The 16,971-nt window shown below is 69.6% G+C and carries 12 protein-coding genes; 4 read left to right on the forward strand and 8 right to left on the reverse strand.

What is annotated here, in order from left to right; genetic code table 11:
- Positions 1 to 77: 77 nt before the first annotated feature.
- Positions 78 to 914, forward strand: coding sequence for an aldo/keto reductase (locus tag SGFS_RS14235; protein WP_286250413.1), 837 nt, complete (start codon positions 78 to 80; stop codon positions 912 to 914).
- Positions 915 to 1,014: 100 nt separating this feature from the next.
- Here SGFS_RS14235 and SGFS_RS14240 read toward each other — a convergent pair whose 3' ends face one another.
- The 4 genes from SGFS_RS14240 to SGFS_RS14255 form a co-directional block, all read right to left on the reverse strand.
- Positions 1,015 to 1,917 (reverse strand): class I SAM-dependent methyltransferase, encoded by a 903-nt coding sequence (locus tag SGFS_RS14240; protein ID WP_286250414.1) that lies wholly within the window; start codon positions 1,915 to 1,917, stop codon positions 1,015 to 1,017.
- A 104-nt stretch (positions 1,918 to 2,021) separates the two neighbouring features.
- Entirely contained in the window at positions 2,022 to 2,618 is a 597-nt protein-coding gene (locus SGFS_RS14245; protein WP_286250416.1) for a dihydrofolate reductase family protein, read from the reverse strand.
- A gap of 173 nt (positions 2,619 to 2,791) precedes the next feature.
- Entirely contained in the window at positions 2,792 to 4,537 is a 1,746-nt protein-coding gene (locus SGFS_RS14250) for a glycoside hydrolase family 6 protein (RefSeq protein WP_286250418.1), read from the reverse strand.
- Between the two features lie 40 nt (positions 4,538 to 4,577).
- On the reverse strand, positions 4,578 to 6,086 hold the full coding sequence (locus tag SGFS_RS14255) for a cellulase family glycosylhydrolase (protein ID WP_286250419.1): 1,509 nt from the start codon (positions 6,084 to 6,086) through the stop codon (positions 4,578 to 4,580).
- A 286-nt stretch (positions 6,087 to 6,372) separates the two neighbouring features.
- On the opposite strand from SGFS_RS14255, the gene SGFS_RS14260 reads away from it, so the two are divergent.
- Together SGFS_RS14260 and SGFS_RS14265 are read left to right on the forward strand one after the other, a co-directional pair.
- Entirely contained in the window at positions 6,373 to 9,288 is a 2,916-nt protein-coding gene (locus tag SGFS_RS14260; protein ID WP_286250420.1) for a glycoside hydrolase family 48 protein, read from the forward strand.
- A 159-nt stretch (positions 9,289 to 9,447) separates the two neighbouring features.
- Entirely contained in the window at positions 9,448 to 12,111 is a 2,664-nt protein-coding gene (locus tag SGFS_RS14265) for a cellulose binding domain-containing protein (protein WP_286250422.1), read from the forward strand.
- A 72-nt stretch (positions 12,112 to 12,183) separates the two neighbouring features.
- On the opposite strand, the gene SGFS_RS14270 is transcribed toward SGFS_RS14265, so the two are convergent.
- The 3 genes from SGFS_RS14270 to SGFS_RS14280 form a co-directional block, all read right to left on the reverse strand.
- The gene (locus SGFS_RS14270; protein ID WP_286250424.1) at positions 12,184 to 14,049 is read right to left on the reverse strand and encodes a rhamnogalacturonan lyase; all 1,866 of its coding nucleotides are present in this window, start codon (positions 14,047 to 14,049) and stop codon (positions 12,184 to 12,186) included.
- 138 nt (positions 14,050 to 14,187) lie between these two features.
- Positions 14,188 to 14,928 (reverse strand): class I SAM-dependent methyltransferase, encoded by a 741-nt coding sequence (locus SGFS_RS14275; RefSeq protein WP_286250425.1) that lies wholly within the window; start codon positions 14,926 to 14,928, stop codon positions 14,188 to 14,190.
- A gap of 5 nt (positions 14,929 to 14,933) precedes the next feature.
- Positions 14,934 to 15,239 carry a 4a-hydroxytetrahydrobiopterin dehydratase gene (locus SGFS_RS14280; protein ID WP_286250427.1) on the reverse strand — a complete coding sequence of 102 codons (306 nt, stop codon included), beginning with the start codon at positions 15,237 to 15,239 and terminating at the stop codon, positions 14,934 to 14,936.
- A gap of 261 nt (positions 15,240 to 15,500) precedes the next feature.
- Between SGFS_RS14280 and SGFS_RS14285 the strand changes: the two genes are divergently transcribed.
- Positions 15,501 to 16,343, forward strand: a complete 843-nt coding sequence (locus SGFS_RS14285) for a helix-turn-helix domain-containing protein (RefSeq protein ID WP_286250429.1) — start codon at positions 15,501 to 15,503, stop codon at positions 16,341 to 16,343.
- 7 nt (positions 16,344 to 16,350) lie between these two features.
- Here SGFS_RS14285 and SGFS_RS14290 read toward each other — a convergent pair whose 3' ends face one another.
- Positions 16,351 to 16,767, reverse strand: a complete 417-nt coding sequence (locus SGFS_RS14290) for a hypothetical protein (protein ID WP_286250431.1) — start codon at positions 16,765 to 16,767, stop codon at positions 16,351 to 16,353.
- Positions 16,768 to 16,971 lie beyond the last annotated feature (204 nt).

Raw genomic sequence — 16,971 nt, forward strand, 5'->3', positions numbered from 1 at the left:
GGCGTTCAGGAATGCACGAGGGGTTCTGATCGTTGACGATGGGAGGTACCACCCGACGACTGAAGGATCGAGAGCTCGTGAGCAGCAAGGTCCCCCCGATCATCCTGAACAACGGCGTCGAGATGCCCCAGCTGGGCTTCGGCGTGTGGCAGGTGCCGGACGACGAGGCCGAGCAGGCGGTCACCACCGCCCTGGAGGCCGGCTACCGCAGCATCGACACAGCCGCGATCTACGGCAACGAAGCGGGCACCGGCAAGGCCATCGCCGCCTCCGGCGTCCCCCGCAAGGACCTCTTCGTCACCACCAAGCTCTGGAACAGCGACCAGGGGTACGACTCCACGCTCCGCGCCTTCGACGCGTCCCTGGACAAGCTCGGCCTGGAGTACGTGGACCTGTATCTGATCCACTGGCCGCTGCCGGCCCGGGGCACGTTCGTCGACTCGTACAAGGCGTTCGAGAAGCTGTACGCGGACGGCCGCGCGAAGTCCATCGGTGTCTCCAACTTCCTCCCGGAGCACCTGGAGACGCTGATCGAGGCCACGAACGTCATCCCGGCCGTCAACCAGATCGAGCTGCACCCGCACCTCCAGCAGCGCGCGGCCCGTGAGTACCACGCGGAGCAGGGCATCGCCACCGAGGCCTGGTCGCCGCTCGGCCAGGGCAAGGGCCTGCTGGAGGTCCCGGCGATCATCGCCATCGCCCAGAAGCACGGCCGTACGCCGGCCCAGATCGTGCTGCGCTGGCATCTCCAGCTGGGCAACGTGGTCATCCCGAAGTCCGTGACCCCGGCCCGGATCAAGGAGAACATCGAGGTCTTCGACTTCACCCTGGACACCGAGGACATCGCCGCGATCAGCGCGCTGAACGAGGACCGTCGCATCGGCCCCGACCCTGCCGCCTTCGACGTGGTCTGAGGGCCGCCCCGAACGGCCGCGAACCGCCCGCCCCGGCGCGCTCCGGCGGGCGGTTCACGTGTGCGCCGCGTCTCCGGCACCTCGGTCGGGCTGTGCCCGCTCACCCCACCGGCCGCGCCTGCCCCGTATGCACCGTGTGGGCCGCGAGGACGAAGACGTCCGGGCGGTGGTGCAGGCTCGACTTGTCGTCGGGGTCGAGGAGTTGGTCCAGGGTGGCGAGGTCGCCGGCGTCGAGGAGGTCCTCGAAGCTCTCCCTGCGGCGCCGGAACGTGGCCACGGCGTAGGCGCGGGCCGCTTCCCCCACCGGGGCCGGAAGGTCGAGCAGGAAGGTGCGTGACGTGGCGTGCCGCAGGCCCACTCCGGTGAGCAGCGCGGCCCAGTCCTCCGCCTCCCCGACGCTTCCGGGCAGCGCGGCCCGCATCTCGCCGAACCACGCCTCCTCGGCCGCGTCGAGCCGGGACTGCAACCCGGGGCGGCCGATGCCGATGTCGCGCGGCAGGAAACGCGCGGGCAGACCGCCCTCCACGAGCGCCACCACACCGCCGGGCGCGAGCCGTTCGGCGAAGGCGGCGAGGCCGGCCCGCTGGTCCCCGAGATGGTGCAGGCTGCGTCCCGCCCAGAGCAGATCCGCCGGGTACTCCAAATCGGCCAGCCCCGAGGGAAGTTCGACTTCGAGCGTGCCGAACCGGTCGGCGAGGCCAAGGCGTTCGGCGCGGTCCCGGGCCCGTTCCAGCAGGGGGCCCGAGCCGTCGACGGCGACCACCCGGGCGCCGGGGAACTCGTCGGCCAGCAGACAGCTCACCACGCCCGGGCCGCTGCCCACGTCGACGACCAGCCCCGGCTCGGGCTGCTGCGTGGCGACCCAGGCGGCGGCCTTGCGGTACAGCGGCGCGAACAGCTCCGCCTGCTCCTCCAGGTGTTCGGCCATGTCGGCCCAGTCGATGTCCGTGCGGTTCTGATGGTCGCCGTGGTGGTGATGACCGTGCTGGTGGTCGTGTGCCATGGGAACGAGCCTCTCTTCCGGATGCCGCCAGCCTGCGCCGACGCACCGGACGGGGGCCACTTCCGTTGCCGTAACGGCAAAATCCGCGACGGCGGGACCCGGGGCTACTCGCTCGCGGTCACCCGATACGTGCACACGTTCGCGCCCGCTTCGTTGGTGACCGTGGAGAGCAGCTCCAGCGTGTGCTCGGCGCCGTCACCGGGGAAGATCGTCTTGCCGCCGCCGAGGATCACCGGCATCACGATCAGCACCAGCTCGTCGACCAGGCCCTCGCCGATGAGTGTGCGCGCGAGCGTCGGGCTACCCATGACCAGCAGGTCGCCGCCGTCCGCCTCGCGCAGCTTGCGGAGGTGGGCGACGGCCTCCTCGCCGGGGATGCGGGTGGTGTTGTCCCAGGTCAGGTCGGAGTCGCCGAGGGTGGTGGAGACGACGTACTTGGGGATGGCGTTCATCCGGTCCGCGAAGGGGTCGCCCGCCCGCTCGGGCCAGGCCCCGGCCATCGCCTTCCAGGTGCGCCGCCCGAACAGCAGCGCGTCCGCCTTGCGCAGCGCGCCGTCCCAGGCGCCGCCCACCACCTCCGGGTCGAAGAAGGGGTGCGTCCAGCCGCCGTGGGCGAAGCCGCCGTCGGTGTCCTCCTCGGGACCGCCGGGCGCCTGCACGACGCCGTCCAGGCTGATGAACTCGCAGATCACGATGCGCATGGGGTCACTCCTCGTTCCGTTCACAGGCTTTACGGCAAGACAGACCGCCGCGCCGCCCGGAACTCATCGCATTCATCCACCTCCATCATCGTGACGTGGGTCACACAAGCCCGCTACCGAAACGGCCGCCCCGCTCCGGCTGGAGAGGGGCGGCCAGATCTGCCGGGGACGCGTCAGAGCGCCGGGTAGGCGTTCTGCATCAGCTGCTGGAACTGGGCGGAGAACCAGTGCCCGGACAGCGGAGCGTTCGGCAGGGAGCCGGACATGCTGTTGCCGTTGCGCGGGTTGCCCGTGTAGGTCGGGTCGCACATGCGGTCGAAGCCCTTGCCCTCGTCGTTCGCGATGGCGGAGCTGGACCCGTCGGACTCACCCGGGGGCTTCATCCACACATAGGCGTCGATCCCGGTCGCGGGCGCCGCCTGCGGACGCTCGCCGAGCCCGGCACCGGCCTGGTTGCACCAGTTGCCGATGTGGATGCGGCGGTCGTAGCGGCCACCGTTGACATAGGTGTCGACGCTGGTCGTGGCACCGGGGCCGGACGGCCGCGCGGAGCCGCCCCAGCCGTTGCGGGAGGTGTCGATCAGCATGCCGATGTTCGAGTTGAACCCGACCGAGACCAGCTGGTTGCGGAAGGCCTGGGCGAAGGACAGCTCGTCGACGTACCGGTTCCAGTCCACCCACTTCGACTCACGGACCGACTTGCCGGCCACGTTGTCGTTGATGGTGTAGTTGTTCTCCTTCAGGGCGCTGTAGTTCGCCGTGTTGGTGATGAAGCCGTGGACGTCGTTGACCGTGGCGCCCTCGGCGGTCGCCGCCTCCTTGAACGTGTTGGCGGAGGCCCCGAAGTTGTCGTCCCAGCCGATCCAGCCGTGGTGGCCGGCGTCGATGTAGTTGTAGACGTTGGCGACGTCACCGAGCTTGTTGAGCGCGTAGCCGACGCCCTTGACGTAGTTGCCGTTGGCCTTCATCACATCGCACTGCGGGGTGGCCGTCGGACGGCTGCCGGTGTTGGTGACGAGGTTGGGCAGCGAGTCGATCTCGACGGTCGTGACGATCCGCAGCGAGGCGTACTTCGAGTCGGCGAGGATGGCCGCGATCGGGTCGATGTACTGTGACTTGTACTTGTCGATCTCCGTCGGGCCCAGCTCACCGTTGGACGCGAGGGCCGCGCAGTCACGGCCGGGCAGGTTGTAGATCACCAGCTGGACGACGAGCTGGTCGGAGCCCTTCTGCCGCAGCGCCTCGTCGAGGTGGTCGCGCAGCCCCATGCCGCTGCCGACACCCTCGATGGCGGCGATCCGGTCCAGCCAGACGCCCGTGGGCTGGTTGGCGATCCGGCTGCCGCCCGTCTCGGCGGCGGCCTTCGCGGACCACTCCGGGTTCACGTACACCTTGGCGCCGGAGTACGGGTTGTCGACCTTGGTACCCGGCGTGCCCGGGCCCGGGTTGGTGGGACCGCCACCGCCGTCGTCGACGTTGCAGGTCACACCGTCGAGCGTGAAGGTCGTCGGGACGGCGTTGGTGCCGCTGTACGAGCCGTTGAAGCCGAAGCTCACCGAACCGCCCGTGGGGAGCGACCCGTTGTACGTCTCGTTGGCGGCCGTCACGGCCGTCCCGCTCTGGGTGATCTTCGCGTTCCAGCCGCTGGTGACCTTCTGGTTCCCGGCGTACGACCACTTCGCGGCCCAGGACGACTTGGCCGCGCTGTTGTTGGTGATCGTGACGGCGACGGTGAAGCCGGTGTCCCACTGGTTCTGGATCTTGTAGTCGACCGTGCAGGGGATCGCCTTGACGCCGCTCGCGTCCGGATCCGCCGCGACGGCGGTCCCGGCGGCGCCGGCGACGAGCGACAGCGCGGCGAGCGTGGTCGCCGTCTTCGTGCGCGTGCTACTTCTGGTACGGCTTGCGGTACGGCTCATCTGTGCGGGTTTCCTCTCCGTGGGGACGGCCAGATGGGGACTAGCCGTTGAGGGAGCGCAGGTGATCGCGCAGCCCGATACCGAACGACGTGGGAGTTCCGTCGTAGTGGGAGATCAGGGCGGGCCCGGAGCCGCAGTTCCATGTGTTCCAGGTCCAGCCCAGATAGGAGAGCTTGCGGGCGTCGAACCACGTCATCACGCGGTCGATGAAAGAGTGGGCGCAGGTGTTCTCGCCGATCTCGCCCGCGACCAGCGGGACCTGAGCTGCGACCGGTGCGAGTGTGGAGTCCCAGCAGCTCTCGTTCGAACAGGTGTTGAAGTTGTAGACGTGCCAGGCGGCGGCCAGATTGCCCTTGGGGTCGGTGGGCTTGTACTGGAGCCACTGGCTGAGGTCGTTCGAGTACGCGAGCCCGCCGGCCAGGATCACGTTCTCCGCGCCCGTGCCGCGGATCGCGTCGATCAGGTCCTGCATCCCGGCGACCTGGTAGGTGATGCCGGGGCAGCTGCCGCCGTCCCGCCAGCAGGTCCAGGCCTGGGTGGCCGTGGAGGTCGCGCGGTCCGGGTAGGGCTCGTTGAACAGGTCGAACACCACGTGCCTGTCGTTCTTGAAGGTGTTCGCCACCGAGGTCCAGAAGGAGGGGGTGTACTCCATGTTGGGCATCGGTTTCTGGCAGCTGGCGTGCACGTCGGAGCAGCCGGCCGAGTTGCCCGTGTACTGGCCCCAGGACCAGTGCAGTTCGACCATCGGCGTCATGCCGTGCGCCTCCACCTTCGCCACCAGGTCCTTGACGGCGTTGATGTAGTTGGCGCCCGCGTACTCGGGCCTGATGTTGGACAGCCCGAGCCAGCACTCCTCGTTGAGCGGGATGCGTACGGTGTTGACGTTCCAGTCCGCGATCGCCTTGACCGAGGCGTCGTCGACCGGCCCGTCCCAGATGCCGTTGCCCTGGACGCACGCGAACTCGCCGCCCGAGCGGTTGACGCCGAGCAGCCTGCGGGTCGCGCCGGTCTCGTCGACGAGCTTGTTCCCGGACACCTTGAGCACCGGCGGCCCGTCACCGCTCGGCGGCGGATCCGTCGGCCCAGGGTAGGTCGGTCCCGGGTCGGTCGGCCCCGGATCCGTCGGCCCGCTGTCCACATTGCACGTCGTGCCGTTGAGCTTGAACGCCGTGGGGACGGCGTTGCTCCCCGACCACGACGCGATGAACCCGGCGCTGAGGCTCGCGCCGGTGCCCAGCGAGCCGTTCCAGCTCTCGTTGGCCGCGGTGACCGTCGTACCGGACTGGGACCATCGGGCGTTCCAGCCCTGGCTGACCTTCTGACCGCCGGCGAAGGCGAAGGTCAGGGACCAACCGCTGAGCGCCGCCTGGTTGTTGGTGATCTTCACGCCGCCCTGGAAGCCGTCCGCCCACTGGCTGGTGACGGAGTACTCCACCGTGCAGGCGGGTGCGGCTCCCGAAGCGGTGACCACCGGGACGATCGCGGTGGCCACGAGGGCCAGCCCGGCCGCCCCGGCGAATAAAAGACCTGAACGCGCGGGGTGTCGCATGAGCGACTCCTTACAGATCGGACGGTCCGGGACGGACGCGTCGACTGTTGGAACCGCTCCCACTGGTGCTGGTGAAGGTAGCGCCAAGTATCGGTAAAAGACAGAGGTGTTGCGTTATTGCACGCCTCGAATCTTTTTCGCCCTCGTCGAATCTTTTCGACTCTTCAAGCACCTTGACCGCTTGCACCCGTCTCCTCAATATGGGAGCGCTCCCACTGGTTCAAGGCTTGTTGTTGCTGCTCCGCCCCCCCCACCTTCGCAAGAGCCGCACGGAAGGAACCAGAGCATGCACCCCAGACGGAGACGCCGTGCCATTCGGCGTCTTTGGACCGCCGTAGTGGCGGCCATGGCACTCCCCTTGACGATGCTCTCGACCGGCTCGACCCCCGCCAGCGCGGCGGCCGTCGCCTGCAATGTCGACTACAAGACCAACGACTGGGGTTCGGGCTTCACCGCCGACCTCACGATCACCAACCGCGGTACCGACGCCATCAGCGGCTGGACCCTGACATACGCCTACGCGGGCAACCAGACGCTCTCCAACGGCTGGAACGGCACCTGGTCGCAGTCCGGGAAGACGGTCACGGCGAAGAACGCGTCCTGGAACGGCACGATCGCCGTCGGGGCCGCGGTGACCACCGGCGCGCAGTTCACGTACAGCGGCACGAACGCGGCGCCGACGAGCTTCGCGATCAACGGCACCGCGTGCGTGGGCGCCCATCAGCCGCCGATCACCGTGCTGACCAGCCCGACCGCGGGCGCCACGTACTCGCAGGGCGACGCGGTGCCGCTCGCCGCGACGGCCGCCGCGGCGGACAGCGCGACCGTCACGAAGGTCGAGTTCTACGACGACACCACGCTGCTGGGCACGGACACGACGTCGCCGTACACCTTCTCGGCCACCGGTCTGTCCGTGGGCAGTCATTCACTGGTGGCCAAGGCGTACGACAGCCTGGGCGCGTCGGCGGACTCCGCGCCGGTCGGCATCACCGTCGCCTCGGGTCCCGCCGTGGTGGCCACGCCGACCCAGCTGGGGGTACAGCAGGGCAAGACCGGCACGTACGACGTGAAACTCTCGACCCAGCCCTCGGGCAACGTGACCGTGACGACCGCGCGGGCGAGCGGCAACTCCGGCCTCTCCGTCACCGGCGGCGCCTCGCTCACCTTCACCCCGCAGAACTGGAGCACCGCCCAGAAGGTGACCATCACGGCCGCCTCCTCCGGCACCGGCTCGGCGGTCTTCGAGTCGACGGCCACCGGACACGCCAAGGCCGCGGTGACCGTGACCCAGCTGGCCGCGTCCAAGACGTACGACGCGCGCTTCCTGGAGCTGTACGGCAAGATCACCAACCCGGCGAACGGCTACTTCTCCCCCGAGGGCATCCCGTACCACTCGGTGGAGACGCTGATCGTCGAGGCGCCGGACCACGGCCATGAGACCACCTCGGAGGCGTACAGCTACCTCCTGTGGCTCCAGGCGATGTACGGCAAGGTCACGGGCGACTGGACCAAGTTCAACGGCGCCTGGGAGATCATGGAGAAGTACATGATCCCGACCCACGCCGACCAGCCGACCAACTCCTTCTACACGGCGAGCAAGCCGGCGACCTACGCGCCCGAACACGACACCCCCAACGAGTACCCTGCGCAGCTGAACACCGGGGTCTCGGTCGGTCCGGACCCGATCGCCGCCGAGCTGAAGAGCGCGTACGGCACGGACGACGTCTACGGCATGCACTGGCTGCAGGACGTCGACAACGTCTACGGCTACGGCAACTCGCCCGGCAAGTGCGAGGCGGGCCCGGCCGACACCGGCCCGTCGTACATCAACACCTTCCAGCGCGGTCCGCAGGAGTCGGTGTGGGAGACCGTCCCGCAGCCCACCTGCGACCAGTTCAAGTACGGTGGCAGGAACGGCTATCTGGACCTGTTCACGGGTGACGCCTCGTACGCGAAGCAGTGGAAGTTCACCAACGCGCCGGACGCCGACGCGCGGGCCGTGCAGGCCGCGTACTGGGCGGACATCTGGGCGAAGCAGCAGGGCAAGGGCTCGGACGTCTCCGCGACCGTCGGCAAGGCCGCGAAGATGGGCGACTACCTGCGCTACGCCATGTACGACAAGTACTTCAAGAAGATCGGCAACTGTGTCGGGGCCACCTCCTGCCCGGCCGGTACCGGCAAGGACGCCTCCCACTATCTGCTCTCCTGGTACTACGCGTGGGGCGGCGCCACCGACAGCAGCGCGGGCTGGGCCTGGCGCATCGGCTCCAGCCACACGCACGGCGGCTACCAGAACCCGCTGGCCGCGTACGCGCTGGCCAACTACGCCCCGCTGAAGCCCAAGTCCACCACCGGGCAGGCGGACTGGGCCAAGTCGCTCGACCGGCAGATCGAGTTCTACCGCTGGCTGCAGTCCAACGAGGGCGGTATCGCGGGCGGCGCGACCAACAGCTGGGCGGGTCGCTACGCCACTCCCCCGACCGGTACGCCGACCTTCTACGGCATGTTCTACGACGAGAAGCCGGTGTACCACGACCCGCCGTCCAACCAGTGGTTCGGCTTCCAGGCGTGGTCCATGGAGCGGGTCGCCGAGTACTACCAGCAGACGGGGAACGCCGCCGCGAAGACGGTCCTCGACAAGTGGGTCGACTGGGCGCTGTCCAAGACCACGATCAACCCGGACGGCACGTACCGGATTCCCTCCACGCTCCAGTGGTCGGGCACCCCGGACACCTGGAACGCCTCGAGTCCCGGCTCCAACGCGGGACTTCACGTCACCGTCGCCGACTACACCGACGACGTGGGCGTGGCGGCCGCGTACGCCAAGACCCTGACGTACTACGCCGACCGCTCGGGGGACGCCGACGCGGCCCGGGTCGCCAAGGCACTGCTCGACGGCATGTGGGACCACCACCAGGACGGGCTCGGCATCGCCGTACCGGAGACCCGCGCGGACTACAACCGGTTCGACGACCGGGTGTACGTCCCGAGCGGGTGGACGGGCACGATGCCGAACGGTGACGCGATCAACTCGACGTCGACCTTCGATTCGATCCGCTCGTTCTACGAGGACGATCCGGCCTGGTCGAAGATCGAGGCGTATCTCGCCGGGGGCGCGGCGCCGTCGTTCACGTATCACCGGTTCTGGGCTCAGGCGGATATCGCCTTGGCCATGGGTTCTTACGCGGAGTTGTTGGAGTAGCTCCCGGTCGCAGATCGGCCGCGGGTAGTCCGTGGCTGGTCACGCCCAAGCGGCGGTAGCCGCAGATCGACACGGCCCCGCGCCCCTCAAAGAACTGGGGCGCGGGTTCTGTGCCATGTCCCCCTGCCTTTCCCCCCACCTTGAAGGAGAGGACCCACCGTGCGAAGAACCCGCGTCCTTACCGCCGTGCTGGCCCTCTCGGCCGGTCTCCTCGCGGGCTCCCCACCCGTGTTGGCCGCCCAGAAGGCCGAGAAAACCGTGTCGATCGCCGCCGACACCTACACCTGGAAGAACGCCCGTATCGACGGCGGCGGCTTCGTGCCGGGCATCGTCTTCAACCGCAAGGAGAAGAACCTCGCGTACGCCCGCACGGACATCGGCGGCGCCTACCGCTGGGTGCAGTCGTCGAAGACCTGGACCCCGCTGCTCGACTCGGTCGGCTGGGACAGCTGGGGGCACACGGGCGTCGTGAGCCTCGCCTCCGACTCCGTCGACCCGAACAAGGTGTACGTGGCGGCCGGCACGTACACGAACAGCTGGGACCCGGGGAACGGGGCGATCCTGAGGTCGTCCGACCGGGGCGCCAGCTGGGCGAAGACCAATCTGCCGTTCAAGCTGGGCGGGAACATGCCGGGCCGGGGCATGGGCGAGCGTCTGGCGGTCGACCCGAACAAGAACAGCGTGCTGTATCTGGGCGCGCCCAGCGGCAAGGGCCTGTGGCGGTCGACGGACTCGGGCGTCAGCTGGTCGCAGGTGACGAACTTCCCGAACGTCGGCAACTACGTGCAGGACGCGAGCGACACGTCCGGCTACGCGTCCGACAACCAGGGCATCGTCTGGGTCACCTTCGACGAGTCGACTGGCACCTCCGGGAACGCCACGAAGACGATCTACATCGGGGTCGCCGACAAGGACAACGCCGTGTACCGCTCGACGGACGCGGGCGCGACGTGGTCGCGGGTCGGGGGCCAGCCGACGGGCTATCTGGCCCACAAGGGCGTCCTGGACGCGACGAACGGCTATCTGTATGTGCCGTACAGCGACAAGGGCGGGCCGTACGACGGCGGCAAGGGCCAGCTGTGGCGGTACGCGACGGCGACGGGCACCTGGACGAACATCAGCCCGGTGGCGGAGGCCGACACGTACTACGGCTTCAGCGGGCTGACGATCGACCGGCAGAAGCCGGGTACGGTCATGGCGACGGCGTACAGCTCCTGGTGGCCGGACACCCAGATCTTCCGGTCGACGAACAGTGGCGCCACCTGGACCAAGGCGTGGGACTACACGTCGTATCCGAATCGCTCCAACCGCTACACCATGGACGTCTCGTCCTCCCCGTGGCTGACGTGGGGCGCGAACCCGTCACCGCCCGAGCAGACACCCAAGCTCGGCTGGATGACGGAGGCGCTGGAGATCGATCCGTTCGACTCGAACCGGATGATGTACGGGACGGGCGCGACGATCTACGGCACCGAGAACCTCGGAAACTGGGACAGCGGCGGCCAGTTCAGCATCAGACCGATGGTGCAGGGCCTGGAGGAGACGGCGGTCAACGACCTGGCCTCGCCCCCGTCCGGTGCCCCGCTGCTGAGCGCGCTCGGTGATGTCGGCGGCTTCCGTCACACGGATCTGACGAAGGTCCCGTCGATGATGTTCACCTCCCCGAACTTCACGACGAGCACGAGCCTGGACTACGCGGAGACCAGCCCCGGCACGGTCGTCCGGGTCGGCAATCTGGACTCGGGTCCGCACATCGCGTTCTCCACGGACAACGGCGCCAACTGGTTCGCCGGGACCGACCCGTCGGGTGTCAGCGGCGGCGGCACGGTCGCGGCGGCCTCGGACGGCAGCCGGTTCGTGTGGAGCCCGGCGGGCACGGGCGTGCAGTACACGACGGGCTTCGGTACGTCGTGGCAGGCGTCGAGCGGGATACCGTCCGGCGCGATCGTCGAGTCCGACCGGGTCGACCCGAAGACCTTCTACGGCTTCAAGTCCGGGAAGTTCTACGTCAGCACGGACGGTGGCGCGACCTTCACCGCGTCGAACGCGAGCGGTCTGCCGAGCGGCGACAGTGTGCGCTTCAAGGCGCTGCCCGGGGGGAAGGGCGATGTGTGGCTGGCGGGCGGTGCGACCGACGGCGCGTACGGCCTCTGGCACTCGACGGACAGCGGGGCCACCTTCACCAAGCTCTCGAACGTCGAGCAGGCCGACACGATCGGCTTCGGCAAGGCGGCGTCCGGCGCCTCGTACCAGACCCTCTACACCAGCGCCAAGATCGGCGGCGTACGCGGCATCTTCCGCTCGACGGACAAGGGCGCGACCTGGACCCGAATCAACGACGACGCCCATCAGTGGGGTTGGACGGGCTCGGCGATCACGGGTGACCCGCGTGTCTACGGGCGGGTGTACGTCGCGACGAACGGCCGGGGTGTCATCTACGGCGATTCCTCGGACACCGGGGGCGGTGGAGGTGGCGGCACCGATCCGACCCCGACACCGACCGGCGCGTGCGCGGTGACGTACAAGATCACCAGCGAGTGGTCGGGCGGCTTCCAGGCGGACGTGCAGCTCGCCAACACGGGCACGAGCGCCTGGACCGGCTGGTCGCTGGGCTGGTCGTTCCCCAACGGCCAGGCCGTCTCGCAGATCTGGAACGCCGACTTCACCCAGTCGGGTTCGTCGGTGACGGCGAAGAACGTGAACTGGAACGGGAACGTGGCGGCGGGCTCGTCCGTGAGCTTCGGCTTCACGGGCAGCTGGTCGGGCACGAACGGCAAACCGGCCGCCTTCAAGCTGGGTGACCAGTCCTGCACGGTGACCTGACAACCCGCGCGGGACGAAGAAGGGCGGCACGTGCCCTGGGCCACGTGCCGCCCTTCGCCGTACTCGGTCAGGTCAGGGCGTGTACACCGTCGGGCGGGGCGCCGTCGGCATGCCGGCGCCGATGAAGAAGCTGGTGTGCGGGGGCTGGTTGTAGGCGGTGTTCTGCCAGGCCAGGCCCGTGCGGTACATCGTGTCGTGGAGCAGGGTGGTGATCTTCGTGCCGGTCTCGACCGGCGTCGAGTAGATCCTGAGGGCCGTGTTGTCGCTGGTGCGCCAGACGACCTCCTCGCGCCAGTCGCCGAGGATGTCGCCGGAGAGGGCCGGGGTCGACTTGGTGCCGTTGTTGGAGGAGACGCCGGAGCCGGTCAGGAGGCGGGTGTCGGAGGAGGTGCCGTACTTGTCGATGCGGGTGCCGTCGAGGAGTTCGCGGACCGGGTCGCCGTCCCACCAGGACAGGAAGTTGACGGAGGAGGGCTCGCGGCCCTTCGTCGCGCCCGCCTCGTCGCGGATGGAGGAGTCGGAGGCGGACCACATCTCGGGGCCGTCGTTGCCGGCGTAGATGTCACCGGCCACGCCCCGCCCGTTGTCGCAGCAGGCGGCGAGCTGCCAGCGGATCGCGCCGTTCGCGGGGTTGATGTACAGCTCGGCGGGCTGGGAGGTGGACTCGGAGACCTTGAAGTACTCCAGTCCTGACGTGGACGGGTCGAGGTCGCCCAGATGCTGTGCGTCCCCGTGGCCGGTCCTGGTGGTCCACAGCCCGTTGCCGTTGTCGTCCACGGCCATCGCGCCGTACACGATCTCGTCCTTGCCGTCGCCGTCCACGTCACCGACGGACAGACTGTGCGAGCCCTGGCCGTCGTACCCCTTGCCGGAGTTGGTGGACGAACTGGTGTCGAAGGTCCAGCGCCGGGTGAAGGAGCCGTTGCGCCAGTCCCAGGCGGCGATGACGGTACGGGTGTAGTAGCCGCGCGCCATGATCAGCGAGGGGCGGGCGCCGTCCAGATACGCCGTGCCGGCGAGGAAGCGGTCGACCCGGTTGCCGTACGAGTCGCCCCATGACGAGACCGTGCCGCGCGCCGGGACGTAGTCCACGCTCTGCATGGCCTTGCCGGTCTGCCCGTTGAACATGGTCAGGTACTCGGGGCCGGACAGCACGTAGCCGCTGGAGTTGCGGTGGTCGGCGGACGAGCTGCCGATGACCGCGCCCGTGCCGTCGACCGTGCCGTCCGCCGTCTTCATGGCGATCTCGGCCTTGCCGTCGCCGTCGTAGTCGTACGCCTGGAACTGGGTGTAGTGGGCGCCCGAGCGGATGTTCCGGCCGAGGTCGACACGCCACAGACGGGTGCCGTCGAGCTTGACGCCGTCGATGATCGTGTTGCCGGTGTAGCCGGACTGGGAGTTGTCCTTGGCGTTGGTCGGCTGCCACTTGAGGACGAAGTCCAGGGCGCCGTCGCCGTCCAGGTCGGCGACGGAGGCGTCATTGGCGTCGTACGTGTACGCCACGCCGTCGGGGGTCGTACCGCCGGCGGGCGCGCTGATCGGGACGTCCTTGTACCCGGTGCGGAGCTGGACCGCGTGGACGGAGTCGCCCTGCTCGACGCCCCCCACCACCGCCCGGACCGTGTAGTCGGCCTGGGCCGGGGCGCCGGAGTGGAAGTAGTTGGTGGAGCCGGTGACCGGGGTCGAGTTGACCTTCGTGCCGGCGCGGTAGACGTTGAACGACACGTCGTTCGGGTCGGTGCCGAGCCAGCGCCAGCTGACCAGGTTGCCGCTGTCGGTGTGCACACTGACCACACCTCGGTCGAGCTTCTCGACCTGGCGGGCGGTGGCGGCATGGGCGGGGGTGCCGGTGAGGGTGGTGAGTCCGGCGGCGACGAGGGCCGCTGTCACCGCCGAGCGGAGGACCTGGCGTCTGCGGTGCCTGTGCGGGTGCTGCACGTGACGAACCTCCAGATGAGGACGGACGGATTCCGCACACTCAGTCGCCACCGGACCCGGCCACGTTGCCGCCACTGTCGGCCAAGTCAGAGTATTTTTCAGCCAGTTCGGCCACGGTACGGGCGATCGCCTCGCAGCTCAGCTCTTGCGGAACGCCCGCAGCTCGAACTCCGGGTCCGGGCGCGGACGGTCCTGGTCGGGGAGGGCCTCGAGGCGGGCCGCGAAACCGTCGGCCAGCGGATGGCCGGGCGGGAGCGTGACGAACCAGCCGCGTCGCAGGTCGGTGAGGGCGCGGCGGGGGCTGCGGCCCTGGCCGCGCCCCCGGAAGCGGGTTCGGCCCGCCGGGGCGAGGCCGTGCTCGGCGGCGTACGCCTCGACGGTCGCCGCCGCGTCCAGGGGCGTCAGGCGTGGGCGCGGGGCGAGAACCGCGTCGATGTCGCTGCCGACATTGTGGGAGGCGGCCTTGTCGACGGTGGTGACGTAGACGCCGCCCGGGCGCAGCACCCGCGCGCACTCGCCGACGGCGGCCCGGACGTCCTCGGGTCCGGCGAGCAGATGCAGCAGCCAGACGCTGGTGACCGCGTCGAACTCGCCGTCCCGGAAGGGGAGTCGGCGGCTGTCGGCGAGCACGATCGCGCCCGGCAGCCGGGCGGCGGCCCGGCTCGCCATCCCGTGCGTCAGGTCGACGCCGGTCACCCGCGTCCCCTGTCGTGCGGCGGCAAACCGGCGGGTGACGATGCCGGTGCCGCAGGCCACGTCGAGGAGGCTGCGGGTGGCCTCGGGGACGAGTTCGAGCACGGCCTCGGCGGCGGCCTCGGCCCGGGGCTCGCCGCCGCGCAGGGCGTCGTACTCGACCGCCTCCTTGTCGTAGTCCAGCACCTAGCTCAGCTCGCCCCGTGGCCGGGCGCGAGCGCCTGAACCCTGCGGGCCAGCTCGAAGTCCTGCTCGGTGACCGCGCCGCCCGCGCTGTGGGTGTTCACGGTGAGCGAGACGGTGTTGTAGCCGAGGGTGAGGTCGGAGTGGTGGCCGAGTTCCTCCTGCACCTGGGCGATGTGCACCACCAGCGCGGTCGCCGCGAGGTGCGAGGCGAGCCGGTAGGAACGGGCGATCCGGTCCCCGTCGAGCGACCAGCCGGGCAGCTCCGCGAGCCGGTCCTGGATCTCCTTCGGCGACAAGGGTTCGACAGGCATGACGCACTCCTTCCGCGACGTCCCCTCGCTGACACCCGGTCCCTCCCAGCGTGCCACAGGGAGAGCCGCCGCGTTCGCTGGTCAGGGCCTGCGCCCCTGAAGAGGCGCGGGGCTGCGACATGTGCGGCTCCGCCGCGTGGGCGTGCGACAAGCCGCGCACAGACCGCAGACCGCCCGACAACCGCTCTCCCCGAGCTCTCGGGCGGACGTCGGCCTCCGTCGAACGCGCCGCTCCCCGAGCACCTCGACTACGTTCTCCGTATGACCGTCTCCCCGACCACCACCGGCGTCTCGCCGAAACCCCCGCCCGACCAGCGCATCGGCCCCCTGCTGAGGGCCTGGCGGGAGCAACGCCGGGTCAGTCAACTGGAGTTGGCAATCAGAGCCGGGTCCTCGGCCCGGCACATCAGCTTCGTCGAGACCGGCCGGTCACGCCCCAGCGAGGACATGGTGCTGAGGCTCGCCGAGCACCTGGACGTCCCCGTGCGGGAGCGCAACGCGCTGCTCCTCGCCGCCGGTTATGCCCCGCGCTACCCGGAGACACCGCTCGACGACCCGACGATGGCCTCGCTGCGGGAGGGCATGGAGCGGCTCATCCAGGGTTACGAGCCGTACCCGGCGGTGGTGGTCGACGCCACGTACAACGTGCTGGCCGCGAACCGGGGCATCGCCATGCTGCTGGACGGCGTTCCCGAGGCCCTGCTCGCTCCTCCGCTCAACGCGATGCGGCTGGCCCTCCACCCCGAGGGCCTGGCCCCGCGCATCCGCAACCTGCGGGCCTGGCGCGGCCATCTGCTGGGGCAGATGGAACGCCAGATCGCCCTGCGCCGCTCCGAGCCGCTGCGCGCGCTGTACGAGGAGGTCGCGGCGTATCCGGTGCCGGCGGACGCGTCGGACGAGGACCCCGACGAGGAGGACGGCACGGCGGCCACGTACTTCGCGCTGCCGATGCGGATCGAGCACGAGGGCCGGGTGCTGTCGTTCATCTCGTCGATCTCCACGTTCAACACCCCCATGGACGTGACCGTCGCCGAGCTGGCCATCGAGACGTTCCTCCCGGCCGACCCGGCGACGGTCAAGTACTTGCAGTCTCTGCCGAGTTGACCTGTGCTCAGCCCCTGGTCGAGCGCAGGGACACGTACTGCGCCGCCGCGAACCCGGCGACGGTCAGCGCCTGGAGCACGGTCCACACCGCGCCGGCCGTGCTCGGCGTCAGCCACAGCGCGAGGGCGACCAGGCTGAGGACCGCCCAGGCGAGGTTCGCCTCGACGACGGCCCGCACGGCCGGCGCCGGCGGGCGGCCGCGCGAGGCCAGCAGGGCGACGGCGCCGGCGTACACCGTGAGGAACGCGCCGAGGGCGAGCAGCAGCCCGGAGCCGACCCCGAGGAACCGGCCGAGCGGGCCGGAGGCGACGAGATAGGCGAGGCCGTTCGCGCCGGTCACAACGGCGTCCAGGGCGAGGAAGCGGCGCAGCATGGTCCGGGGGTCGGTCGTCCGGGCGAGGGTGGCGAACTGGGCTGCGGACATGGCGGATCAGCCTCCGTCGAGGTCGGGGTGCAGGGGTGGGTTGACCGGTTCCCGGGCCTTCACGCCGGTCCGGGAACCGGTGGACACCACCTTGCCGCGCACGCCCCGTCACGGTCGATTACCTCTGAGGTCATGCCACCCCGTACCCTCTGTGGTCGTCGTGTCAGCAATAAGTCAGGATGGGCGCGTCGCCCGGCGGGGCAC

Origin of the sequence: Streptomyces graminofaciens, from assembly GCF_030294945.1 — a bacterium.
In the GTDB taxonomy this organism is placed as follows: Bacteria; Actinomycetota; Actinomycetes; order Streptomycetales; family Streptomycetaceae; genus Streptomyces; species Streptomyces graminofaciens.

Bases quoted from the DNA above. Each gene is read 5' to 3' on its own strand.
- SGFS_RS14240 (WP_286250414.1), bottom strand. From the start codon at position 1,917: ATGGCACACGACCACCAGCACGGTCATCACCACCACGGCGACCATCAG.
- SGFS_RS14245 (WP_286250416.1), bottom strand. From the start codon at position 2,618: ATGCGCATCGTGATCTGCGAGTTCATCAGCCTGGACGGCGTCGTGCAG.
- SGFS_RS14250 (WP_286250418.1), bottom strand. From the start codon at position 4,537: ATGAGCCGTACCGCAAGCCGTACCAGAAGTAGCACGCGCACGAAGACG.
- SGFS_RS14255 (WP_286250419.1), bottom strand. From the start codon at position 6,086: ATGCGACACCCCGCGCGTTCAGGTCTTTTATTCGCCGGGGCGGCCGGG.
- SGFS_RS14260 (WP_286250420.1), top strand. From the start codon at position 6,373: ATGCACCCCAGACGGAGACGCCGTGCCATTCGGCGTCTTTGGACCGCC.
- SGFS_RS14280 (WP_286250427.1), bottom strand. From the start codon at position 15,239: ATGCCTGTCGAACCCTTGTCGCCGAAGGAGATCCAGGACCGGCTCGCG.
- SGFS_RS14285 (WP_286250429.1), top strand. From the start codon at position 15,501: ATGACCGTCTCCCCGACCACCACCGGCGTCTCGCCGAAACCCCCGCCC.
- SGFS_RS14290 (WP_286250431.1), bottom strand. From the start codon at position 16,767: ATGTCCGCAGCCCAGTTCGCCACCCTCGCCCGGACGACCGACCCCCGG.